Here is a 22,987-nt window from a genome sequence, read left to right as displayed (position 1 = left end):
TTCAACCTCCGCTGGACGGGGGAAGGACCGCAACCGAAGCCCCGTCGAATAATTTCACTTCGTCCGCAACGATGGTCTGATTGATCGCAAATCTACAGAGCCGAAGAAGATCCGAGGAATCCGGCTTCAGGACGGAGAGATGATTTCTTAAGTCCGCAACGGTCTCCACCTTTTCCAAAGAGAGAGAATCTCGAGCCGGAAAATAATCCTTCATGGCAGCAAAACAATACAGTTCTATATTCAATTCATCCTCCGATATACTTCATCGAAATGAGACTGCCCGTAAACTCGTCCTTCTTGGTTTTCATGGCGGAATCCAAGGCATCCTCCAATTCGGATTCGACTTCGGAAACGGGATAAGATCGAGTATCGCTTAGGCAACCGTAGATTCTACCTCTCACATCCATTCGCAGACGATTGCAACCCCCGCAGAACGGCTCCGTATGATTCGCAATGACTCCGAAAATGGAGCCTATTTCCGTTTTGAAATACTTAGCCGTCGAATCAGCAGAAGTTTCCCAAGGTAGAAAATCAAAACGGGATCGGATTTGGGAACGTATCTCCTCGGCGGAATAGAATAATTCTTTATGACGATTTTGTAAAGGACCCATCTTCATAAGTTCCAGATAACGGATGGGTATATTCTTCTCTCCCGCCCAAAGAAGCAGAGGCAATACCTGGTCCTCGTTATAACCTCTTAAGACTGTACAATTGATCTTTACGTTCAAATCTGCGGCGATCGCTTCTTCGACCCTGGAGAGTAATTTATCCAAAGAAACGTTTCTGCCCGTCATTCTGCGGAAGCCTTCCGAAGAAAGAGTGTCTACGGAAAAATTCATCCGAGTTAGTCCGGCTAATTTCATTTTTTCGATGAGTCCGTCGGAGAATATACCGTTGGACGTCACTGCTATATCCGGAATCCCGAGCCGATTCGCTCTTGAAATGAGTTCTGGAAGTTCCTTATGATGGGTAGGTTCTCCTCCGGTTAGATGCACTTCCTTGATATCGATCTTTTTGGAGAGCCTTTCGATATTAGAAGTGAATAATTCCGTGGAAAGAAAAGCGGGATGAGCGTCGCCAGGATAGCTATCTTCACTACCCTTAGGAGCGCAATAAACGCAACCCAAAGCACAGTTGGAAGTCACACTGACTCTCAAGACTTCGAATTTTCTTTTCTCTTGGATCACTATATACTATCCTATCCTCTATAGGGTTGCTTGGAAACCAAAATCGGCAAGCGGAAGGCTTTTCTTTTTTCCGTCGTCTTAAAAGGACTTGCCCATCTTCATTTTACAGGGGAATTTAACCGTCATGAGTCCGGATAGAACCAAGTTTTTTTCACGACAAACACTCGTTCCTTCCATAGGCCCCGATGGCCTGGAAAGATTATCCGGGTCCTCGGTCTTAGTGATAGGACTCGGGGGTTTAGGAGCTCCGGCGAGCCTACAACTAGCTTGTTCGGGAGTAGGAAGAGTCGGGCTACTGGATTTCGACAAAGTAGAACTGACGAATCTACATAGACAAACAACCTTTACCTTGTCGGATATTGGAAGGTTTAAGACGGAGGCCACGAAAGAATTCTTAGAGGCTCGAGTCCCCGATCTAAAAGTCGAAATTTTCACGCGAGTCTTCGATTCTAATCTCTCAGCCGAATTTCTGGATTCCTGGGACATCGTCTTAGATTGTACGGACACAGTATCGGCTAAATACTGGATCAACGATCTATGCGTCTCTGCGGGAAAACCTTTCGTTATGGCGTCCCTGTATAGGACCAGCGCCCAATTCGCTCTATTCTCATCGAAACCCTGCTATAGATGCGTATATCCTAATTTGGAGGAAGTAGAAATCGGGAATTGCGTAATCGGAGGAGTCCTCGGAACATTATCCACTATCGCAGGAGCTCACCAAGCGGCGCTTGCGATTCGATACCTCCTGGGCCCGGACAAGACTCCTAAGGATAGGCTTTTCCAATTAGAATGGGATTCTCCCTTATATTACGAAACTGTTATGCAATCGGATCCGAATTGCTCCTGCTGCGGATCTAAAAGGGAAAATTCCGCGAGAACGAAAATCGAAATAGGCTTAGAAGAATATTTATCGGAAAAAAGGAATCCGAGTGCCCATTTGATCGACGTCAGAGAGTCCGAGGAAAGAAGTTCCCAATCGATTCCGGATTCCATCTTCTTCCCTCTTTCCGAAATGGAAAAAGGAAACCTCCCTGACCTACCGAAAGAAAGCACCTTGATTCTAGTATGCGAATCCGGGATCCGCTCCAAGAAGGCAGTAGCGATTCTTTCTCCGCATTTTTCCCGAGTCTATTCCTTGAGCGGAGGCAGACGGGCTCTTCTCTTAGGAGTCGATTCTCTCTGATTAAATTTTATGAATGGAGACCGGAGTTCCGCTAAAAGCGGCGTTTCCGGAGAATTCGTCTATTGCCCGATCATCCGTGAGATCGTTCAAGCTTACTCCCGCGAAACGATTCGCCACCTCGAGACCGATCCCCTTCTTTCCATGACCGAAACCGTGAGGCATACTCACGATTCCACGCATCATTTCGTCGCTGATCTCCACGGGTATGGATACGGAGGAAACTCTGGATTTGACCAGTACCTCCTCCGAATCGGAAAGCCCCAAGGAACTCGCGTCGTCCGGATGAATGAGAAGCGTGCATCGGTTCTTTCCGGTCATCAACTTGGGCATATTATGCATCCATGAATTATTGTTTCTTAAATGCCTTCTTCCTATCAAAAGGAACTTCAAACGATCTCCGGAAAGGCTTCGCATTTCCTCGAATTTATCCGGCAGACGATCCGTTTCCTTCCGAATCTCCTCAGGAAAGAGTCTGATCTTTTTGTCCTGGGTGCATAATCTTTCCGGAAAGCAGGGTTTTAAAGGCCCGAGATCGACTCCGTGATCGCTGTTTTTCAGTAACTCCAGGCTCATTCCCGTTTCGGAGCCTCCTTTGGATCCGTAAGGGCCCGTCTTTAATGCGTGTTCGATGATACTTTCCGGACTGAGTTTCGTACGAATCAATTCCTTGGGCAGAGGTTTCCCGGTACGTAAGAGCTCGATGCGTTTCGTTAGATCCGAAAAGATCTCCCAATCGTGCAACATCCCTTCTTCCGGATCGAAAATGGGCTTGGAATATCTGGCGACATTTCGTACCGCAAAAACGTTAAACACTAAATCGTAATGATCGTGCTCTAAAGAAGAAGTGGGAGGAAGGATATAATTCGCGTACTTCGTAGTCTCGTTCAGATAGATATCCACGCTTACCATGAACTCCAGATCCTCCAGCGCCTTTTCCAATCCGGATCCGTTAGGAGTGGAGAGAACCGGATTTCCCGCCGAAGTTACCAGAGCGCGAATCCTACCTTCTCCCTCCGTAACGATCTCTTCGGCCAAAACGGAAACCGGTAACTCGTCGCTGAACTCCGGGAGTCCTCTTACTCTGGACCGAAACGTGTCGAAACTTCCGGGAGAACTTCTCATAGCGCTTTTAGGATCGATCATGTCCACGGCAGGCAATGTGAACATGGCTCCTCCTACGAAGTCCATATTTCCGGTGAGAATATTGATGGAATTGATCAACCATTGGCATAAGGATCCGAAAGTTTGGGTGGAGACTCCCACTCTTCCGTAACAAACCGCTCCCTCGGTCTTCGCGAATTCGGTCGCAACCCTCTCGATGGTTTCCGCCGGAATTCCGGTGACTCCGGAAACTTTCTCCGGAGGGAATTGAGAGGAGAGAGAACGAAGACTTTCGGATTCTTTAATAGAGTATAGATCCGAAGGTTTTACCAAGCCGTCCCGATACAAAACATGAATGAAGGCGAGAAGAAAGAACACATCCGTATTGGGGCGGATGAAAAGATGCTCATCGGCGTGATTGGCCGTTTCGGTCCGTCTAGGATCCACGACCACGTATTTTCCCCCTCTTTCCTGAATATCCTTCAGCCTCTTTTTCACGTCGGGAACGCTCATGAGACTTCCGTTGGAAGCGAAGGGATTCCCGCCGAGAATGAGAAAGAAATTCGTTCGATCGATATCGGGAATCGGAACGAGCAATTGGTGGCCGAACATAAGATAGGATAATAATTGGTGAGGTAATTGGTCTACGGAGGTGGCGGAGAATTTATTCTTGGACTTCAAACGATTGGCGAACCTTTGCCCCATGAGCATAGATCCGTAATTATGAACCGTAGGGTTGCCGCTATATATCGCCACCGAATCGAATCCGTATTTGCTTTGGATCTCAAACAATCGCTTGGCGATATCGGTCAGCGCCTCTTCCCAAGTAACCTGAACCCAACCGTCGGCGGTCCTTTTTAAAGGTTTTTTAAGTCTATCCTTGTCTTCGTGCAGATTCTTAAGTTCCGGTCCCTTTGCACAAAGATGACCTCGACTAAACGGATCCTCTTTGTCTCCCCGAATGGATTCTATCACATCGCCGTTCACTTCGAATTTGAGACCGCACATCGCCTCGCAAAGGGTACAGGTACGATAATATGTTTGAGTCATAACGGAAAGCCTTGCCTTTTAACGGGACACTTATATACGAGTTGGATCAGAAAAGCAAGTCTTAGTCGGATTAGTTCTTATATCTTTCCGAACGGCGTTTTCTTGTAGGAGATCCTACGAGAGTTCTCCATGCGGAATCCTAACATTCGGTCTCTACTTGGTAAAAACGGGATCGATATTATAAGATCGGTCGAATCGATTTCGGATTCGGAATATTCTACATGTCATGAGTAAAGAGCATTTCGACGTAATCACAGTAGGAGCCGGCTTATCCGGAATCAGCGCAGGCTACCATTTACAAAAATATTGTCCGGGAAAAAAATACGCCATATTAGAAAGCCGACCCGATATAGGAGGAACCTGGAGTCTATTCCGATATCCCGGTATTCGTTCCGATTCCGATATGTTCACCTTGGGCTATTCTTTTCGACCCTGGAAGGAAGCGAAGGCCATTGCCGACGGACCTTCCATTCTGAAATACGTTCGAGAGACCGCTTCGGAATTCGGGATCGATAAAAATATACGCTTCGAACATAAGGTGCTCTCCGCGTCTTGGTCGGACAAGGAACTCCAATGGACCGTTCAAGTGGAAGCGGGTCCGAAAAAGGAGAAAAGAACCTATACATCGAATTTCCTATATATATGCAGCGGATATTATAATTACGATAAGGGATTTTCACCAAAATTTCCTGGAGAGAAGGAATTCAAAGGCAAGATCATCCATCCCCAGCATTGGCCTGAAAATCTGGATTACACCGGAAAGAAGGTGGTAGTGATCGGTAGCGGCGCCACTGCGGTGACCCTGGTGCCGTCCATGGCGGATAAGGCCGCGCATGTGACCATGTTGCAGAGATCCCCCACTTATATCACAAGTCTCCCCTCCAAGGACATAGTGGCCGATTTCCTAAGATTCTTATTACCCGCGCAAATCGCCCATCATATAACAAGAATTAAGAATATCTTAATACAAATCTGGTTCTATCAGACCTGTAAAAGGTTTCCGAATTTCGCCAAATGGCTGATCCGAACGAGACTCAAGATGTCTCTTCCTAAAGGTTACGATATAGACAAACATTTCAAACCCAGTTACCAACCGTGGGACCAAAGGGTTTGTCTGGTTCCGGATTCGGATCTATTCAAATCCATCTCATCCGGAAAAGCCTCCATCGCTACGGATCAAATCGAAACCTTCACCAAGAAAGGAATTCGATTGAAATCGGGAGAGGAATTGGAGGCCGATATCATAGTCACCGCCACAGGGCTCGACCTGGTAGCCATGGGAGGAATGAAACTAAATATAAACGGATCCGATGTGGAAATCTCCAAACTGTATACTTTCAAGGGGCTGATGCTAAGCGGAATTCCCAACTTCGCATTCTGCGTGGGATACACGAACGCTTCCTGGACACTGAGAGCGGACCTGACTTCCACCTACGTAGCCAGACTTCTCAATCATATGGATAAATTCGGATATAAAAAATGTATACCTATCGCCGACGAATCCAAAATGGAAAAGGAACCGATCCTGGATCTGAATTCGGGCTATATACAGAGAGCCATAGAAAAGTTCCCTCAAAGGGGAGCCGTCAGACCCTGGAGATTCCATCAGAATTATCTAATGGATCTATTCGATATCAATTTTGCGAAAGTGAACGATCCTAGCCTATCCTTCGGATAAGAAGGATCGATCCGAAAAGAAAAAAGGAAAGAGAATGAAAAACTTCAAAGACAAAGTAGCTGCGATTACAGGCGCAGGTTCGGGAATGGGGAGAACCTTATCCCTCGAGTTAGCCAAACAAGATTGCAATCTCGCCATATCCGACGTGAACGAACAAGGATTGGCGGAAACATTAGGGCTGGTAAAGAAAATAAACCCCAATATAAAAGTCACGAGCCAAAAACTGGACGTATCCGATCGGTCCGCGGTATTCGGATGGGCGGAGAAAATAGCCAAGGAACACGGTAAAATCAATCTAATCTTCAACAACGCAGGGATCGCATTCGGATCCACTATAGAAGGATTCGAAGAAGAGGATTTTAAACGGGTCATAGACATCAATTTTTGGGGAGTGGTACACGGAACACAGGCCTTTCTTCCCCATCTCAAGAAAAGCGGAGAAGGACATATCGTAAACACCTCGAGCGTGTTCGGAATCATAGGAGTCCCGGGAACATCCGCGTATAACGCATCCAAATTTGCGGTACGAGGATTCACGGAAACGTTAAGACAAGAACTGGATTTCATGAAATGCGGAGTCTCCGCTACGAGCGTGCATCCGGGAGGGATCAAAACGGCGATTGCGAAAAGTTCCCAGACTAACGATAGTGTAAAGGTTCTAGGCTTGGACCCGAAGACGGCAGGAGACAAGATGTCCGCTCAGTTCATTACGAGTCCGGAAAAAGCAGCGAGAGTCATATTAAACGCGGTAAAAAAGAACTCCCGAAGAGTGCTTATAGGACCTGACGCAAAATTTATAGATTGGATGCAAAGGCTCTTGCCTAGTTCCTATCAAATTTTAGTCGGCCAGGCGCTCCTCAGAAGAATGAAGTAGAAACAGAAAAAGGCCTTGGAGACTTCCAGGGCCTTTATTTCCGACGACGATAGATCCCTTCTATTTCGCACAACTTATCCCTCCCCTTTTACCAAAACCGAAACCGATTCTCCAATATGAAGAAGTGGAGGAGCGCTCCGTTTTTCGTCGAAAGGAATATAAGAGGATGCGCGTTTCTCGCGAGCTATAATTATATGAGCAAACAGGGTTCCTTGGATAGGGATTACGATATTCTCACGGATGCGTCGATGATATCCAAGATCATCGAATCGTTTTTAGTCACCGAAGAGATGAATATGAAAGGCTTTCGGCCCGGCTCGAAAGGTACGATTATGAGTGCTTTTGGAGATACCGGAACAATTTCCTTTCGCTTCGAAAGCGATACGATCATAAAACCAGGAGAAACGATCTATCTACAAAAAACCCTAAAGAGGCAGGTGGAGCTATGCTGCCAAGTGTTGAGACAATCGGGGCGACATGAATATCTATTTCAGGTAAGCGAAATAAGAATCGCAAAAATAAACCGAAGAGAAGAAAGAATACGAATCCAAAACGATCTCGCATTTGCGACTAATGTGGTTTTTCGTCCGAAAACCTTTCAAATGAATCCCCAGACCCTAAGAACGGTCATCCGTGAGGTTTCCGAAAAATTTCGGACAGAGCTGGGTCATTCGAAATTCGGAGAGATCCAAATCAATCTATTCGAACCCGGACTGGATAAGAAGTTCAATATAGTCCAACAAACTAAAAAAATATTTTATATTCCGAAAGCAGAACAGGAAGAATCCTATCGCGAAAGTTCCCCTCAATTCTTGAATTATACCACTTACTTCGGAAAAAACATTCTATCCGCAATCCGATGGTATAAGAACGAATCGATCGTTTCGGAATTGATTCTACCGATACTGTACAATAAAAACGACAAGGACTCGCACCCGAAGGCATTCATTTGGATCTTGAGCAAAAGGGAATTCATACTTCCAGAGGATTTAAGCGAACTTAACGTATTCGCGGAGAAAATCGTAAGCGCAATACAAAACTCGGATTCGATCAAGGCGACCAGTCGATTCGAAATCGAGGATATTTCGGAGTTTGGAGTCCGCCTAAAGATAGATCAGAAGCAAATCATACAAAGCATTTATTCGAATGAAACGCTACAGTTCGATGTTGTATTCAAAGGAAAGCCTCCCATCCCGATCCAAGGAAAAATCCGTTGGAGATCCCTGGATCACAAAGGAAAACTTTCCGCCGGATTAGAATATCTCCAAGATCAGAATCAGACACCGAACTTAAGAAAAATAGAATACAACATCCAATCCCTCCGAACTAAGAGCCAACAAGCGGCACAAGTCCCCTCCTCCTTTTTTAAAATCTACCGAAGCCTCGGCTCGAAAAAGAGAAAAAGAAAGGCTAAATAAGGGCCGCTTTCGGATGATCGGTCGCAAATCAACTAACGCGTCGCTTCCTTAGAAAGCTCATCGAAACAATCAGAGATCGCCGAAGCCAAAGAAAACGATTCGGCCGAAGTCTTGGTTTCGTTTTTCCGGATAGCGATCCCTTTTTCCACCAAGGCGGCATCGAAAGCCAGAACCTTTTTCGGAAAAAACCAATCCGAAAGAAACCAATCGCTCGGATAATCCGAAATCAGTCGTTTCTGGCAACGGAAGGATTCCACACCGGGAGCCTTACCGTTCTCATATAAGAAAAGACTCACTCGCACCGAACTATCCAAATGACGATGCCCCGACTTGGAATCCGGATCCATTCCGCCCTTTGTTTGGACGGGAGGACGATTTTGTAGGAAGAGATATACGATTAAGTCGCCTTGCAAAGAATCTTTGGTGGAAAATTCGAAAGGCAATTTGCGAGCTTTTGCAAGACTCGTCGCCGTCAACGCCAACTTTTCGGAGAAGGAAGAGTTGATAGGAAGAGTCGCGGAGGATTCCGGGGGCTGAATCGCAGGAGCATGTTCTACCGCGCCGCCCGACGGCTGGATCTTCGTAGCTAAAGATTGCAATTCCGGCTTATCGACGTAGATGATTTTGATCTTGCCCTCCGACAGATCGTCGCCTATATCCTCGTCGAAACTAGGAATGATTCCCAAAGATCTAAGACTCACTTTCCAAGGTTTCTTACCTGAATCTTTGGATTTCAGATACCCCTTGATCAGATCGCCGGAGATCGCACCGATCCTCTGGTTTTCGATCGGGAACTCTATAGGGTTCGCACGATCCACATAACGGCAACCTGCAAAGCAAAGAAACGATATTAGAGTTAGAAACAATGCAGTCCTCAAGAAACACTTCATTCGGATACCCGCCCAAGAAAAAAATACGGATGTAGCACACCCCATCCGACTCCCAATGGAGAAGGCCAGATTTAAAGGAATATTAAAAATAGTGCAAGAAGAATTGATAAATCTTCGACAGTCAACGGAGGAAATCCGGCCCTTAGTCGAGGGTGGGAATCTCGAATACCGGAGAAAAACCTCCGCCGGGAGTTCTGAAATTCGTGGTTTGTCCTCGGTAGAGACGACTTGCCAAAAGCAGGATCTCGCGCTTATACACGTAGGCTCGAATATCCATTTTCAAATTCTTCTCTTCGCCGGATACAGATGTAATTCTTAAGGGCGGAGGGATAAATTCTTGGCCGATATATTCTCCGCTTACGATCTCCGCAAATTTACTCTTAGTCAATTTGCCCCCGTAATAAGCCGCTTTGCCTCCGAATCCTTCCTTAGGTTTAAAGAAAAAGTTCCTTCGCTGCTCCCAAAATTCGGGAGCATTTTCGCTTGTAACGATTCTTGTGAACGGAACGGCGGATCGTAGAACCGCGGAATCCTTTCCGCTCAAACCCGCATCATCGAGGAACTTGCCATCCGAAAGTACGACCAAATTGGATTTGTCAGCGAACAAATCGTAATCATCCGGATTGGGGGTTACGACGACGTGGGACATTCCCCAGGCTTGCCGGATTTTAATATTCGAAATTCGCGATAAATGAAAATCCGTCAGTCTGTTATAGATCATGTCGATCCTCTTGCCTTCAAAGTAAAGGCCGTCTCCCGCGTATTCGATTTGCTTCGGATCCAAAATTTCGGATTCTATGCCTTTGGATCTGAAAAGATTACGAAAGAGCAGGAATTCAGGATATAAGAACTGACCGGACGGATCTTCGTCCACAACGGCGATAAAGCCAGGAAGACCAGTACGGCCATTCGCGTGCCACTCGAGTAAGAAAATAGAATAGAATTTTTCCTCAATTTCTCGCAAAGCCGCTTTGCTCGGCAGTGCGATGTCTACCGCTTTACAACACCGGATCTGAGCTTCTATAAGCTTCAATTGCATATAAGCGCCGCCGGCGTTCGTATTGATTTCGATTAATTTAGGACCTTCCTTTGTATGATGAAAGTCCAAGCTCAAAAAAACTCCGCCGGAAATCCGATTTGGTTTCGTTTCGAAATTCTCTCCTTTAAAAATCCTTTTTCGGACTTCCGGTAAATCCAAAGCATTCCTCACGGAGTCGAGGATTTCTTGGAAGCGCTTACGGTCCGAAGTCTGAATGAAGGAAGGAGTTTCTGAGTAGAGGCTCTTTATGCCGAGCGGTATCGTTTCTTCGGAAGAGAATGCCGAGAATTCCTCACGTAGATAATCGGTATCCAAGGTGGAACAAGAGCATTTTTCATTCAATAAACCCGCCCAATCATTTCCCATTGAAATCTCCTGCGACATTCTCGAAAGGATCCATTACGAATAAAAGCTCCCGAGCGATCGTTTTACACGTTTCTATATATTCGTTAATGGCTTCCGGAGAATCGTCGAAGGCTTTCGGATCGGAATAGGGTAAACTGACTCTTCTCACAGCACCCGGAACCATAGGACAGGCTCTGTCGGCCGAAGAGCAAACCATCACAGCGATAAATCTTTCATGAGGATTTGCTTCGTCCGAATACAATTTGGAAAAACCGGTAACGGGAAGAAGATTCTCTCCATAGGAAACCCGATACTTCGGATTTCCATCCGCCACCCGATCCGTATCGATCTCGAAGCCAATATTCGAAAGGGCTTGGACCGAATTCGGGTGAAAGGCCGTGACTTCGGTACCGCCGGAAAAGGATCTGATTCCCGAAATCCCCTTATATTCGGCGCAAGCGAGGATAAGCATTTGAGCAATCTGGCTCCGACGAGAATTGTGGGTGCAAACGAATACGATTTCCGTAAAATTTCGATCGGACCTCAATTCTCTAATCGACTTAGAGAATTGAAAAAGCTTTTCCTTTCTTTCGACGGGAATTTCGGACAATTCTCCCGCTCGCTCGTTTAAGAATCGGCGCAGAGGTTCGAATAACGAATTCATATCGATTCCTTCCGCGTGTATAGTTTCAATCTAAGCCGTTTCGCTATCTCGACCAAAATCACCAATACGGGAATCTCCACCAGGGGACCCACGATTCCTACGAAGGCTTGGCCGGAACCTATACCGAACGTCCCGATAGCAACCGCAATGGCCAGCTCGAAATTATTTCCGACCGCCGTAAAAGAAACGGCGACATTCCTCGGATAATCCGCTTTTAGCAGAATCCCTAATCCGAAGCTAAGGAAAAACATGAACACGAAATAAATTAAAAGAGGGGCGGCTATCCCGATCACATCCAAAGGAATATGAAACAATGAATGTCCCTTTAGGCTAAAAATGAATACAATCGTTAAGAGCAAAAAGATGAGAGTGACGGGAGAAATGGCGGGGAGGAATCGATGGATCGTCCATTCTTCTCCCTTTAGCTTAATGCTTGCCGCTCGAATTCCCCATCCCGATACGAAGGGAATTCCCAAATAAATCAGGACGCTCGATGCAATATCCCAATAATCGATTCGTATCGATGCATTCTCATCTCCCATCATCCCAGGAAACACAACTATAAGAAGGTATGCGAAACTTCCGTAAAGGGCCAACTGAAAGATACTGTTTAAGGCGACCAATCCCGCGGCAACCTCGCGATCTCCGCCGGCTAGGTCGTTCCAAACGAGAACCATCGCGATGCAACGGGCTATACCGATTAAAATTAAACCGGTACGGTATTCTGAATTTGCCGGAAAGAAAAGATATGCCAATCCGAACATCAACAAAGGTCCGACGAACCAATTCAAGGCCAGGGAATATAAAATGAGATCGGTTCGACCGAATGCTTTCGGAATTCCGGCAAAATTCACTTTCGCCAGAGGAGGAACCATCATAAAGACCAGTCCGATTGCGATCGGGATATTCGTTCCCCCGAATTCGGATCTCCGAATCCATTCTACGGAATCGGGAAACCAATTGGATAGGGCGATTCCCGTCCCCATGGCGATAAAAATCCAAAGAGTAAGAAATCTGTCTATAAACGATAATCGCTCTTCAGGAACAATCGAAGGATACATTTATCGCATTATCGCAATATTGCGATAAATGTCAAGCTAGTTTAGCAGGAATTCTCGTTCGCAGGGATCCGAGAGAGTAACTGATTGAAATATCCGCCGATTTCCTCCCATGCTTTTCTATCTATACAATAACAAATCGAAGGACCTTCGATCGCACCCTGTAGGATTCCCACGTCCTTTAAGGCTTTCAAATGTTGGGAAATCGTCGCTTGAGCTAATCCTAGCTCGTCGACTAGATCTCCGCAGACGCAGGCTTTTTTTTTCAGAATGGATTCGAGAATGGCGACTCTAGCGGGATGTCCCAAAGCCTTAGCGTATGAAGCGATCCTGTTTTGTCTTTTATTGAATAGCTCAGTCTTCGTGATTCCCATTTGATTTGATTTGGACAAGCTATCCTATTTTTTCAAGTGCAAATTCGAGCGAAACTTCCGTTAAACCTTACGAGACGGTTCGTAACCTCACTTATTGAACGATCCAAATCAGACTTCGTAATGGAGAAGGCAGGATTTGCGAAATATTAAAAATAGTGCAAGAAGAATTGATAAATCTTCGTAGGTCCGAGAAACTTAAATGTTACGACAAACCTCGTCCCACGCGACATGACGATAACCGATACGCTAAAGTCCGAATTAGAAAGCGTTCGAATTACGCCGCTTCCAATTCCATGGCGACTTTCGGAGACAAGTCGGAGCTAATAAAACGACCGCGCAGAAAGCTCCGAAACCGGGCTCTCGGCTCCGGTCAAAAAATCCCATCGCGATTTTTTGACCCCGCTTCGATCCCTGTCGCTGGGGAAAGCCCCTTCACCAACCGCTTGACATACTACGCTCATCGAAGAAACTCACTCACCGACTCCCATGTATACACGATTCTCCAAAACCGGCATTCTCATCGTCTACGCCTTCTTTTTTAGCGACTGCGCATTGTATTTTGCGACAAAAGTTCCTCCCCAGAATTTAAAATTCGGAATCGAACAAAAAAAGACCGAACCGGACCGAAAATCGATTCTATTTCTTGGAGATAGCATAACGCACGGTGCGGTCAGTTCGAATTACGTGGATTTCGTAAGAAAAGATCCGAAGCTTTCTTCCTACCTAGTATTAAACGAAGGAATCAATAGCCGACTTACCTACCAACTACTTCCTTTATTAGAAGATGTGGTGGAACTCCAACCGGAAATGATTTTTATACTGATCGGAACCAACGATCTCATATCCACCCTGGGCGAAGAACAGTTCAATCGGTATAAAAAGCTATGGAAGCTGACCGAGCGTCCGAATCGGGATACCTATCAGAAGAATTTGGGGCAGATTTTAGACACTCTTCAAAAACGAACCAAGGCAAAGATCGTTCTGATTTCCGTGCCTCCATTAGGAGAAGATCCGAACAGCAACCCCTACCAAGTCTCTAAGGATTATGCGAGTATCGATCATAAGATCGCAGAGGAAAAAAAAATAAGCATTATTCCCCTATTTGAAATCTTGGAAAAGGGACTCTCTGCTTCCGGTCGCTCTCCCCGAGCCTCGTATACCGGAAATTACGGAATCATGTACTGGGCCATATTCCAATATTATACCCTCTTTCGAACCTGGGACGGTATCGCCGACTCCAACGGATTCGAGTTCCTTACCGATAGCATCCACTTGAACGATAAAGGAGGAAAAATTCTTTCGGATTCGATCATAAAGGAAATTGCAAGTAAAGAACTCAAGACGAAAGAATAAAAAGCCATCTCCCTTTTCTTAATTAGAAAATTTACATTCCGATCTGCTATGGTAACAAAGGGTGCTAAATGAAATTATTTTCGATCTTACTTATATTTGTATCGCTATGCGGTTGCGATAAAAAGAAAAGCATAGAGTATGATTCGACCGCTTATCCGGAAAACAAGGAAAAGTTCGGTATTTCGGATTACTTTCTATTCTTACCCAAAGAAGCATGCGAAAAGCGAGTCCGACAAGCGACCGACTCGGATTATGCTCCGCCCGTCGAATAAAACCCCAAAGCACGCAGTATTTGTAATATTATATAATAATTTATTTACTTTACAATTTAGAATAACGTTACATATTGCCGCCGAGGTAAAAAATGAATCGAAAACGCAATAGTCTCGCACTTCTTCTCGGCATTCTCGTCACCGTATTATTATTTCCCGCTATGACTTATACGCAAACTCCGTACAAACTCAGTGGACCCGTTCTAATCCGTCCATTCGGGGATTCGATTACATACGGAGTCGGCTTTACGATCGACGCAAATCCGAATTGCCTCGTTGCGGAGCTCAACCAATACATCTGCATGCCTCCGGGAACAGCCGGTGGCGGTTATAGAGGTTGGATGACTCTATATTCTTTTATGCAGGACGGGATCCAATTTACCACGGAAGGATATCAAAGTGGAGGTTCCTATGCTGCACAATGGGCGGTCAATACGCAAACCCATGACGGATATCCTGGTTGGACAAATGAACTATTATTGACCAAAGCCAGTTATAACAGCTTTTCCGATATCACCTTAGTGCATTCCGGAACCAACGATATGTGGGCGATCCGACTAAAACCGAATCCTACCGATCAAGATATCGATCAAGTGGCCAATTCCGCGGGAGAGAGTCTATTCGCTCTTTTAAATGCATTGTTGAGCAAAAATAAGAAGGCGCATTTTTTCGTAGCGCAAATCATTAAAACGACCAACGGCACTCTCGCCCCAGACTACCAAACGATTAACAAAGTAATCTTTAAGTATAATAATTATATCGCGAATAATTGGTTCAACTTCCCACCGGAAAGTCGCGCAAGAATGACGCTAGTAGACATGCATCATACTCTCCAAGCGTCGGACTATTCTCCGGACGGAATCCATCCGAATATGTATGGGTATCGTAAAATGGCATGCACTTGGATTAGAGCCATACGAGCAATGACTCCGAATCAGGAAGATCCATGTTCCGGCGTTTTATCCGGTCAAGAAATTAAGAAAATGGCCCCCAGTAAAGAAGAGCTAAAACTAATGAATCCATCGAAAGAAACGTTGGAATTATTTTTGAAAAAGAGCTCGGCGGTGAAATAACGATTTATAGAAAACGAAAACTTTCGGTTCGAAAACATCGGCGGATCCCACCGCCGACGTTTTATTCGGAAACGCTTTCGAAGCGATCGATATCTTGCGAATATCAAACGATCGAATTAGATATTTTGAATTGATTCACGATCGTAGTGAGAGTTCCCGCAAGATTCTCCAGAGATTGGGAATGTTCGGAAACTCGAATAGCATCTTTCGCACCTTCGAGAGAAGCTGAAGAAATACCGTTTATATTCCGGGTTACTTCGTCCGAGGTAAACGAAGACTGTCCCACGTTTGCCGCGATTTCTTTAGTAGTAATGGACTGCTCCTCTACCGCGGAAGCGATGCTTCCGCTGATCTCGTTGACTTCGGCAATCACTGTAGAAATAGTTCCGATCAGTTCGATCACTTTTTCCGTACTATTCTGAATCGCGTAGATCTTATTCTTTATTTCGTAGGAAGATTCCGACGATTGCCGAGCCAATTCTTTCACTTCCGATGCGACCACGGCGAATCCTTTTCCTAAGTCGCCGGCACCCGCCGCCTCGATCGCCGCATTTAGGGCCAAAAGTTTCGTTTGAGCGGAGATTTTTGCGATAATTTCGACCACATTTCCGATCGCCCTGGCGTTCTCTCCGAGTTCTTTTACTTCTTCGCTCGTCATGATTGCGGCCGAATTCGCACCTCGAGCAATCCTAGCCGAATCAGCGGCTTTCTTTGCGACTTCTCCTATCGATACGGACATTTCCTCCACCGAGCTGGATACTACGTTTAAGTTCTGATTCATTTGAGTCGCCGCCGCGGCAATCGCCTGAGATTGCTGGGACATCTCCTCGATCCCAGTCGATAGACTCAAACTCGCTTTAGATAATTCTCCGGAGGATTGCAATAACGTATCGCTATTCTCCTTTAATTTGGAAATCAACGGGACGGTATTGATCAATATCTTCAAAATCGATTTCTCCAAATCGCCGATTTCATCGTTTCGATCGTGGGAAATGTCGGCGGAAAGATCCCCGGCAGCGATTCTATTCGCGACATTCGTAGCCTCTTTCAGAGGTTTTAGAATCAGATTCACATAATAAAAACCGAATGCTCCTTGAAGTAACGCAAATCCAATCGCAGTAGAGAAAATGATCGACAGATCGACGTCGAAGTATCCCATCGAAGACACAGATGCCAGACCGATTACGGACGCCAGAATAAAGAGAAATAATTTGAATCTGACGGATAAATTCCATACGACCGTCGGCTTTAATTTTGCCTTGCCGGAGATTATATCTGCATATAATTTCGAGGCATCCTCCACTTGTTTTCGACTAGGAGGTCGCCTAACGGACATGTAGCCTACAATCGCACCGTTTTCCACTCTCGGTACGACTATGGCATCCACCCAATAATGATCTCCGTTCTTCGATCTATTCTTAACCACTCCTCTCCAAGGATTTCCACTCTGAATCGTATCCCAAAAATCCTTGAATACGCTCTTAGGTATGTCCGGATGGCGGACTATATTATGCGGTTTCCCGACGATCTCTTCTTCGGTATATCCGGCTATATCTAGAAATTCCTGATTCGCGTAAGTAATTTTCCCCTTCAGGTCCGTAATGGAAATTATGGTAGTACCGTCCCTCATGGTCCTTTCTTGATTCGTAATCGGAACGGATAATTGTTTTTTCTCCTTTTCCGATTCCTTATATCCAGAGACAAATCCTAACATCTTACAATCCTCTACGATTCCTCCCTTGAGGAAACAACGTTAAACTCCATGAGCATTTCGTTTATAGTATATGAAACGTTTACAATCCACCATTTCCTCTTATCGCGTCGTAAAGCGGAGCTGATAAATATCAACGGACATTTATGCCTGGAATTCTCATCCTAACTTCCGCAATCTAGAAGCATCTCTCGCGGGTGATTCTCCGAAAAACCGCGAATATTCTCGATTGAACTGGGATGGACTCTCATAGCCTACTTCATAGGCCGCCTCTAATACGGAAGAGCCGCTATACACGAGAAGCTTTCTCGCTTCCAGCAATCTGAGTTGCTTTTGGAATTGGATGGGACTGATACCCGTAATGTCTTTGAATTGTCTGTGAAAAGTGGTGACAGCGAGACCGGATTTAGCTGCGATCCGACCGATATCCAGCGGTTTTTTGAAATTCTCCCGGATCCACCGGATGCTTTGATGGATTCTTGGCGCTTTTCCGCTAGCAAAACAAAGTTGTCTGAGACGCCAACCCTGGGGCCCGAGTATGGTTCGATACAGTATCTCTCTTTCGTAGACAGGAAAAAGAGCGGCAATATGCTCCGGTGTATGCAAAAGTCGTAACATACGTAACCAGGCTTCCGCCAGATCCCGATCCAGATCGCAATTGGAAAATTCTCCGGAACTCTTTCTTTCCCATTGATCGTCGGGTAAATCCTGCATCAAACTTAGGATAGATTCTTGGTTCAAATACAAGGCCACGGATACATAAGGGAGTCCATTCTTCCCCTGTTCCACTTTTCCAGAAGCGGGCATTTCCGTGGGAATGATGAAATAAGACGGCGCTTTCATATGTAGGGTCTGGTCTCCGATGGAGATCGTTTTTCCTCCCCGAACGATAAATCCGATCATAGGTTGGTAAACGGCCGCAAGCTGGTGCTGAGGAACCTCCCCCTTTATGATCCATACTCCGGGTAGTTCCGTTTCCGTGGGTTCCGTGCCCGCATGTATCGTAAGTTCGGCGATTTCTCGTATAATATCTTCCATGACAGGTCCATTTTACGGCATTTTTAGACCTTTTAAAAGAATAAAATTGAGAGTAATAGGATTTTCTACATATACCAATGGTAGGATTAGGCAATATAAAAGTAGGTTCGAATCTTTACTCTTCTCCTCTATTACTTCATACTCCGGAGCATAAGATGATTCATCTTAGGAGGAAAATTATGAAAATTGCAATCGTCACAGGCGGCAGTAACGGAATAGGAAAAAGCACGGCGCTCATACTCGGAAAACGCGGAATAGGCGTGATACTCACTTATCGTTCGGATAAGAAGGGAGCGGAAGAGGTCGTCCGAGAAATCGAAGGAGAAGGCGGAAAGGCCGTTGCACTGCACCTGGATCTGGGCCAAAAGTCCAGCTTCGCAAGTTTTACGGAGTCGGTGAAAAAAGTTTTAGAGAAGGTTTGGAATAGAAAGACATTCGACTACCTTGTGAACAACGGAGGAGTGGGAGGAGGAATGCCCTTCGCGGAGATGAGCGAAGAATACTTCGATCAAATCCTAAATACAAATTTCAAGGGCCCATTTTTCCTAACGCAGAATTTGATAGAGATCTTGGAAGACGGGGGAAGAATCGTGAATACCTCCAGCTCTTCCAGCAAAGGTTCTTTTCCCGGTTTCTCGGCTTACGGTGCCTCCAAGGCGGCTTTCACTTCTTGGACTCGCTATTTGGCAAAAGAACTTTCTCCAAGAAGGATTCGAGTCAACTCAGTCTCTCCCGGTCCGGTTCATACCAATTTGGGAGGAGGAGCCTTCGACAAGCATCCGGAGTTTATCCAACCTCTCGCGGACCAAACGGCCCTGGGTAGGATCGGCGCCCCCCAAGACATCGCACATGTCATCGTCCAACTACTCTCCGACGATTTCGGTTGGATCACTGCACAAGACATAGAAGTGTCCGGAGGTTTCTTGCTTTAAATCGTTAAATGAAGAAAAAAATATAGGAGAAAGGAAATGGAAGAATTCGCTAAAGAAAAAAATAAGAAGGCTTGCGAAATGAGGGCGAAACGAAAGAGTAAAATTCCGTTCTTATTCTTCCTTTCTTCTTTCCTATTTATAAGCTGTGTCTCTACAAAATACCCGTTATCCGATCATTACGATGGGAAGCGTTTCTATAATCCAACCCAGAAGGAAGATAATGGCATTTGGAGGACCTTGAAACTTTTAGCCACGATTCATTTTGAAAAGTGGCCGGATCACGTTCAAAACGAAGAAACTTATCGAATCAAAAGTCCATTACATAAAAACGAAGTCGCAATCACCTTCATCAATCATGCCACTGTCTTAATACAATTCCAAGGGATAAATATCCTGACAGATCCCGTTTGGTCCGAACGGATTAGTCCCGTAAGCTGGGCTGGAACTAAAAGGGTAAGGGAGCCGGGCATCTCTATTAAGGAACTTCCCCAGATTCATTTAGTGGTCATCAGTCATAACCATTACGATCATCTCGATATAGAGACCTTAAAAACTTTGAATAGAAAGTTTTCCCCTAAATTTTTAGTACCGTTGGGCGATAAGAAGCTCCTTCAATCCGAAGGGATATTCGATACGGAAGAAATGGATTGGTGGCAAACAATTCGGGTTCGAAAGAACACTGAAGTCACATTTGCCCCGACACAACATCTCTCCGCTAGGGGTATATTCGACTGGAATCATAGTCTATGGGGAAGCTACATGATCAAAATGGGAAACAAACGGGTGTATTTCGGCGGCGATGCGGCCTATTCTTCTCATTATAAGGAAATCAGGAAACGTTTGGGGAGTCCGGATATTTCCCTTCTCCCGATCGGAGCTTACGAGCCGAGATGGTTTATGAGACTAGTTCATATGAATCCTTCGGACGCCATACAGGCCCATAAAGATTTGGGTTCTAAATTATCGATAGGAATGCATTTCGGAACCTTCCAACAAACGGAAGAATCGATCGATGCCCCGGTAGATGAATTAAAGAAAGAAATCCTTCGAACCGAATTGAATCCGGACAGATTCATCGTTCAGAAGGAAGGAATAACACGGATTTACTGAGATCGGCGGAGAAAATCCCCAATAAGAAGCGATTGGAGAAGGAGATAGAGACATGAATAATTAAGTGAACGAGACCAAAGGTCCGCTCATCGACAGCGAGTTTTGTCCGACTGACAATCTAAAAGTCCCGCAATAAGCAGTAATAATTTTACGGGTCATTTGCGCAGGAAAACACTAGTTAAATTCGGAGCCCGCCGAGGGCCATTCAGGCCGAAGAGCTTCAAAATAAAAATTTCTCCGTAATTCTAAGTCGTTTTCCAAAAAAGACTTTCAAAAATGATACTTACGAAACTTCTTAAGGAACCCGAATTCGCGCGAATAATCCCGCATCATGAAGAAATATATTTTAGTATTACAAATTTCATTTTGGCTCCTTCCGCATTGCGGAAAATCATTCAACGATTGTAGGGATCAAGACGATTGCCCCATCTTCTATTTACGGGATGACGTCGTAAACCTACTTACGGCGGATGGCAGATCGAAGTATCCGACTAAAATCGACGGGATCGCCAAAGTTAAGGTCTTAATAAACAACTCGGAAAAATCAATCGCCGAATTATCATACAGCGATAGTGAAAGCGCAAGAATGGAAAGTTATTATAAAGTTTTAATAGATGGAAACGAAAAATATATCGATTCCCTCGCAATCAAATACAAACTCCGCTACAGAGTTTTCCCCCAATCCGGCATCACCTTGCATCGCACACCGGAAAACGATTCGGATTCCGACGGCTATTTTATACCATTCAATACGGAAGTTTTCATCATCAGCGAAGACGATAGGTTACCGGATCTCAAACGGCCGACCGACGACGCAAAGGCCATGGAATGGGCTAATTATTACGGAACAATAAATAAGATGAAAGAAAGGCCCCTAACCCATTGGGTCAAGGTAGTCACCAAAGCGGACACAACGGGCTGGACCGAAGAAAGCAATCTGCATGATTCCATTTACGACCTAAGAGTATATAATAAAAACATTAAGGAACTTTTGAAAGAAAATTCATTCTTAGCGGCAACCGGAATCGGAGACAAGCCGACTATTCAAATCGAATGGAAAGGCCTCGGCTTCAAAAATGCCCGGTGCCGGATAAATGGAAAATCATGTGATACGGATTTTTCTTTATATAAAAAAAGCTACGGAGAGGAAGGTCTGCGAATCCGAGTCTCACAGCGCGTTCTGGATACCGACGGTATTACGGAAATAGTAAAAGAATACCGTTGTAACATCTCGGAAACGTGGATAAAATTCGGTTTCGAGCATGGCCAAAATCCAGTCAAAACTTTGCAGGATTGCATCCGAATTGAACCGAAAAACTAGCAGCCACGGATCCGCTTTGATCTTCCGTCCCATAGATTCGGCTTGGGTCTTTGCAATGAATAAACCCATGCCTCTTTAAGCAAGAAAATGCAGTAAAACAGGGAGCGACTGTAATTTATCGGAAATGAATTATTTACTCATCGCCTATTACTATTCCTCACAAAGTATCGAATATAATAGATTTACAATTAGAGAAAGATAATGTAAAAGAAAGGGATTTAAAGTGAAGAATACAGAAGTGTAAAGCCAAAAACCGGGGAAAGCATCTGCCCTCCATTAGACTATCCAGGAAACCAATTGCAGGAATAGATACGGTAGTAAAGGACAACATCTTCTATTTACCTTCCGCCTAAACTCGGCGGCAAGCAACTCGGGACTCTTGTACAAACTATAATCCAAAATGAAGAATAAAATACCTTACTGGTTTGCGACGAAAACCGCAGACATCATCAACTTCAAATACCAGACTTTCAAGAGAGAAAAGGCTCCCGATCCTCTAAATGGATAGATTGGAAAGACTGTCAGAAATTTAACAGGTTTAGCATAAAGAAAGAACTGCAATACACGTTATTTCTGATCTTCATTTTCCGGCGAAGGCTCTTGCTCTGAATGATTACTTTTCTTTTCTTCATTACGAATCTTGCGCTTCTCTAGTTTTTCTTGCCTAATTTCCTTCTTCTTTATTTCGCGTTGTCTTTTTAGGAAGGACAAATTACCCTTTTTAGCCATACAGATCTCCTATTGAATAAAAATTCGACTTTCGCTCTAGGATTTGTATAGGGCTTTAAAGAAGAAAGTATGAGGAATAAAAACTTCCTTAGAATGGCAATCGCCTTAATGGAAAAAGGAAGCTGAACTTTTGGGATTAATCCTCTTGCAGCAGATGTCCCGAGCATATTGAATAATACACCCGGATACTGAAATGCAAGAGGATCATTTATTTAAATTACAAATATAGATCGATTACCAGCGATCTTGCTGAAACTTCCTATTGTTATTCCTATTACGGTCAGATCTAGATTTATCTTCCGCAACTGAGACTACAATATTACGTCCGTCTAAATCTTTGCCGTTTAGCTCCAAAAGAGCCGTTTTCGCAGAATTTGGATCAATAAAAGTAACAAAGCCGAACCCTCTTGATCTTCCGGTTTCCCGATCTAGTACGATATTTGCTTCTTGAATGGCGCCATGAGCTTCAAACACCTGGCGTAAGGTTAGGTCAGTAGTTGACCAGCTAAGGCCGCCTACAAATAGTTTGGATGACATGAATTTTATCCTCGTTCATACAGATGATATGAGTTGTCCGTATGATAATT

At 44.9% G+C, this 22,987-nt stretch carries 21 protein-coding genes; 9 read left to right on the top strand and 12 right to left on the bottom strand.

Going from position 1 to position 22,987, the window contains the following annotated elements:
- Nucleotide 1: 1 nt before the first annotated feature.
- Nucleotides 2-244, bottom strand: coding sequence for a MoaD/ThiS family protein (locus LEP1GSC061_RS10135; RefSeq protein WP_016545400.1), 243 nt, complete (start codon nt 242-244; stop codon nt 2-4).
- 1 nt (nt 245) lies between these two features.
- Nucleotides 246-1,187, bottom strand: a complete 942-nt coding sequence (locus LEP1GSC061_RS10130) for a GTP 3',8-cyclase MoaA (RefSeq protein WP_016545361.1) — start codon at nt 1,185-1,187, stop codon at nt 246-248.
- Nucleotides 1,188-1,311: 124 nt separating this feature from the next.
- Between LEP1GSC061_RS10130 and LEP1GSC061_RS10125 the strand changes: the two genes are divergently transcribed.
- On the top strand, nt 1,312-2,370 hold the full coding sequence (locus tag LEP1GSC061_RS10125; protein WP_016545150.1) for a HesA/MoeB/ThiF family protein: 1,059 nt from the start codon (nt 1,312-1,314) through the stop codon (nt 2,368-2,370).
- Here LEP1GSC061_RS10125 and LEP1GSC061_RS10120 read toward each other — a convergent pair whose 3' ends face one another.
- Entirely contained in the window at nt 2,371-4,521 is a 2,151-nt protein-coding gene (locus tag LEP1GSC061_RS10120) for a molybdopterin oxidoreductase family protein (protein ID WP_040508418.1), read from the bottom strand. It abuts the gene before it with no gap.
- 226 nt (nt 4,522-4,747) lie between these two features.
- On the opposite strand from LEP1GSC061_RS10120, the gene LEP1GSC061_RS10115 reads away from it, so the two are divergent.
- The 3 genes from LEP1GSC061_RS10115 to LEP1GSC061_RS10105 all read left to right on the top strand — a co-directional run bounded on the left by LEP1GSC061_RS10115 (nt 4,748) and on the right by LEP1GSC061_RS10105 (nt 8,491).
- Nucleotides 4,748-6,199 (top strand): flavin-containing monooxygenase, encoded by a 1,452-nt coding sequence (locus LEP1GSC061_RS10115; RefSeq protein ID WP_016545302.1) that lies wholly within the window; start codon nt 4,748-4,750, stop codon nt 6,197-6,199.
- Nucleotides 6,200-6,233: 34 nt separating this feature from the next.
- A complete protein-coding gene (locus LEP1GSC061_RS10110; RefSeq protein ID WP_040508416.1) occupies nt 6,234-7,073 on the top strand; it encodes an SDR family NAD(P)-dependent oxidoreductase in 840 nt (279 codons plus the stop codon).
- A gap of 194 nt (nt 7,074-7,267) precedes the next feature.
- Nucleotides 7,268-8,491 carry a DUF1577 domain-containing protein gene (locus tag LEP1GSC061_RS10105; protein WP_040508495.1) on the top strand — a complete coding sequence of 408 codons (1,224 nt, stop codon included), beginning with the start codon at nt 7,268-7,270 and terminating at the stop codon, nt 8,489-8,491.
- Nucleotides 8,492-8,523: 32 nt separating this feature from the next.
- Here the strand turns inward: LEP1GSC061_RS10105 and LEP1GSC061_RS10100 are convergent, their stop codons facing one another.
- The 5 genes from LEP1GSC061_RS10100 to LEP1GSC061_RS10080 form a co-directional block, all read right to left on the bottom strand.
- A complete protein-coding gene (locus LEP1GSC061_RS10100; protein ID WP_156844535.1) occupies nt 8,524-9,381 on the bottom strand; it encodes a hypothetical protein in 858 nt (285 codons plus the stop codon).
- 142 nt (nt 9,382-9,523) lie between these two features.
- Complete coding sequence (locus LEP1GSC061_RS10095) at nt 9,524-10,786, bottom strand: hypothetical protein (RefSeq protein ID WP_016545237.1); 1,263 nt, start codon at nt 10,784-10,786, stop codon at nt 9,524-9,526.
- Entirely contained in the window at nt 10,776-11,429 is a 654-nt protein-coding gene (locus tag LEP1GSC061_RS10090; RefSeq protein ID WP_016545373.1) for a low molecular weight phosphatase family protein, read from the bottom strand. The genes LEP1GSC061_RS10095 and LEP1GSC061_RS10090 overlap by 11 nt, the downstream gene beginning before the upstream one ends.
- Nucleotides 11,426-12,490, bottom strand: coding sequence for an ACR3 family arsenite efflux transporter (gene arsB / locus LEP1GSC061_RS10085; protein WP_016545297.1), 1,065 nt, complete (start codon nt 12,488-12,490; stop codon nt 11,426-11,428). The genes LEP1GSC061_RS10090 and arsB overlap by 4 nt, the downstream gene beginning before the upstream one ends.
- A 41-nt stretch (nt 12,491-12,531) precedes the next feature.
- The gene (locus tag LEP1GSC061_RS10080) at nt 12,532-12,879 is read right to left on the bottom strand and encodes an ArsR/SmtB family transcription factor (RefSeq protein WP_232218412.1); all 348 of its coding nucleotides are present in this window, start codon (nt 12,877-12,879) and stop codon (nt 12,532-12,534) included.
- Nucleotides 12,880-13,347: 468 nt separating this feature from the next.
- Between LEP1GSC061_RS10080 and LEP1GSC061_RS10075 the strand changes: the two genes are divergently transcribed.
- The gene (locus LEP1GSC061_RS10075; protein WP_016545269.1) at nt 13,348-14,214 is read left to right on the top strand and encodes an SGNH/GDSL hydrolase family protein; all 867 of its coding nucleotides are present in this window, start codon (nt 13,348-13,350) and stop codon (nt 14,212-14,214) included.
- 364 nt (nt 14,215-14,578) lie between these two features.
- The gene (locus LEP1GSC061_RS10065; protein ID WP_016545368.1) at nt 14,579-15,559 is read left to right on the top strand and encodes an SGNH/GDSL hydrolase family protein; all 981 of its coding nucleotides are present in this window, start codon (nt 14,579-14,581) and stop codon (nt 15,557-15,559) included.
- A 103-nt stretch (nt 15,560-15,662) separates the two neighbouring features.
- On the opposite strand, the gene LEP1GSC061_RS10060 is transcribed toward LEP1GSC061_RS10065, so the two are convergent.
- Nucleotides 15,663-17,273 carry a methyl-accepting chemotaxis protein gene (locus tag LEP1GSC061_RS10060; RefSeq protein ID WP_016545398.1) on the bottom strand — a complete coding sequence of 537 codons (1,611 nt, stop codon included), beginning with the start codon at nt 17,271-17,273 and terminating at the stop codon, nt 15,663-15,665.
- A 156-nt stretch (nt 17,274-17,429) separates the two neighbouring features.
- Nucleotides 17,430-18,308: an AraC family transcriptional regulator gene (locus tag LEP1GSC061_RS10055; protein ID WP_016545432.1), complete on the bottom strand. Its 879-nt coding sequence runs from the start codon at nt 18,306-18,308 to the stop codon at nt 17,430-17,432.
- 179 nt (nt 18,309-18,487) lie between these two features.
- Between LEP1GSC061_RS10055 and LEP1GSC061_RS10050 the strand changes: the two genes are divergently transcribed.
- From LEP1GSC061_RS10050 to LEP1GSC061_RS10040, 3 genes are all read left to right on the top strand, one after another.
- Nucleotides 18,488-19,240, top strand: coding sequence for an SDR family NAD(P)-dependent oxidoreductase (locus LEP1GSC061_RS10050; RefSeq protein ID WP_040508492.1), 753 nt, complete (start codon nt 18,488-18,490; stop codon nt 19,238-19,240).
- Nucleotides 19,241-19,276: 36 nt separating this feature from the next.
- On the top strand, nt 19,277-20,350 hold the full coding sequence (locus LEP1GSC061_RS10045) for an MBL fold metallo-hydrolase (RefSeq protein ID WP_016545216.1): 1,074 nt from the start codon (nt 19,277-19,279) through the stop codon (nt 20,348-20,350).
- Nucleotides 20,351-20,681: 331 nt separating this feature from the next.
- Entirely contained in the window at nt 20,682-21,671 is a 990-nt protein-coding gene (locus LEP1GSC061_RS10040; RefSeq protein WP_016545291.1) for a hypothetical protein, read from the top strand.
- Between the two features lie 567 nt (nt 21,672-22,238).
- Here LEP1GSC061_RS10040 and LEP1GSC061_RS21660 read toward each other — a convergent pair.
- Complete coding sequence (locus LEP1GSC061_RS21660) at nt 22,239-22,400, bottom strand: hypothetical protein (RefSeq protein WP_016545322.1); 162 nt, start codon at nt 22,398-22,400, stop codon at nt 22,239-22,241.
- 234 nt (nt 22,401-22,634) lie between these two features.
- The gene (locus LEP1GSC061_RS10035; protein WP_040508412.1) at nt 22,635-22,937 is read right to left on the bottom strand and encodes an RNA recognition motif domain-containing protein; all 303 of its coding nucleotides are present in this window, start codon (nt 22,935-22,937) and stop codon (nt 22,635-22,637) included.
- Nucleotides 22,938-22,987 lie beyond the last annotated feature (50 nt).

Origin of the sequence: Leptospira wolffii serovar Khorat str. Khorat-H2, assembly GCF_000306115.2 — a bacterium.
Lineage (GTDB): Bacteria > Spirochaetota > Leptospiria > Leptospirales > Leptospiraceae > Leptospira_B > Leptospira_B wolffii.
The sequence above is the reverse complement of the archived record's forward strand: the minus strand, read 5'-3'. Positions and strand labels throughout refer to the sequence as shown.

Bases quoted from the DNA above. Each gene is read 5' to 3' on its own strand.
- LEP1GSC061_RS10125 (WP_016545150.1), top strand. From the start codon at position 1,312: ATGAGTCCGGATAGAACCAAGTTTTTTTCACGACAAACACTCGTTCCT.
- LEP1GSC061_RS10120 (WP_040508418.1), bottom strand. From the start codon at position 4,521: ATGACTCAAACATATTATCGTACCTGTACCCTTTGCGAGGCGATGTGC.
- LEP1GSC061_RS10115 (WP_016545302.1), top strand. From the start codon at position 4,748: ATGAGTAAAGAGCATTTCGACGTAATCACAGTAGGAGCCGGCTTATCC.
- LEP1GSC061_RS10110 (WP_040508416.1), top strand. From the start codon at position 6,234: ATGAAAAACTTCAAAGACAAAGTAGCTGCGATTACAGGCGCAGGTTCG.
- LEP1GSC061_RS10105 (WP_040508495.1), top strand. From the start codon at position 7,268: ATGAGCAAACAGGGTTCCTTGGATAGGGATTACGATATTCTCACGGAT.
- LEP1GSC061_RS10100 (WP_156844535.1), bottom strand. From the start codon at position 9,381: ATGAAGTGTTTCTTGAGGACTGCATTGTTTCTAACTCTAATATCGTTT.
- LEP1GSC061_RS10095 (WP_016545237.1), bottom strand. From the start codon at position 10,786: ATGGGAAATGATTGGGCGGGTTTATTGAATGAAAAATGCTCTTGTTCC.
- LEP1GSC061_RS10090 (WP_016545373.1), bottom strand. From the start codon at position 11,429: ATGAATTCGTTATTCGAACCTCTGCGCCGATTCTTAAACGAGCGAGCG.
- arsB (WP_016545297.1), bottom strand. From the start codon at position 12,490: ATGTATCCTTCGATTGTTCCTGAAGAGCGATTATCGTTTATAGACAGA.
- LEP1GSC061_RS10075 (WP_016545269.1), top strand. From the start codon at position 13,348: ATGTATACACGATTCTCCAAAACCGGCATTCTCATCGTCTACGCCTTC.
- LEP1GSC061_RS10065 (WP_016545368.1), top strand. From the start codon at position 14,579: ATGAATCGAAAACGCAATAGTCTCGCACTTCTTCTCGGCATTCTCGTC.
- LEP1GSC061_RS10060 (WP_016545398.1), bottom strand. From the start codon at position 17,273: ATGTTAGGATTTGTCTCTGGATATAAGGAATCGGAAAAGGAGAAAAAA.
- LEP1GSC061_RS10055 (WP_016545432.1), bottom strand. From the start codon at position 18,308: ATGGAAGATATTATACGAGAAATCGCCGAACTTACGATACATGCGGGC.
- LEP1GSC061_RS10050 (WP_040508492.1), top strand. From the start codon at position 18,488: ATGAAAATTGCAATCGTCACAGGCGGCAGTAACGGAATAGGAAAAAGC.
- LEP1GSC061_RS10045 (WP_016545216.1), top strand. From the start codon at position 19,277: ATGGAAGAATTCGCTAAAGAAAAAAATAAGAAGGCTTGCGAAATGAGG.
- LEP1GSC061_RS10040 (WP_016545291.1), top strand. From the start codon at position 20,682: ATGAAGAAATATATTTTAGTATTACAAATTTCATTTTGGCTCCTTCCG.
- LEP1GSC061_RS21660 (WP_016545322.1), bottom strand. From the start codon at position 22,400: ATGGCTAAAAAGGGTAATTTGTCCTTCCTAAAAAGACAACGCGAAATA.
- LEP1GSC061_RS10035 (WP_040508412.1), bottom strand. From the start codon at position 22,937: ATGTCATCCAAACTATTTGTAGGCGGCCTTAGCTGGTCAACTACTGAC.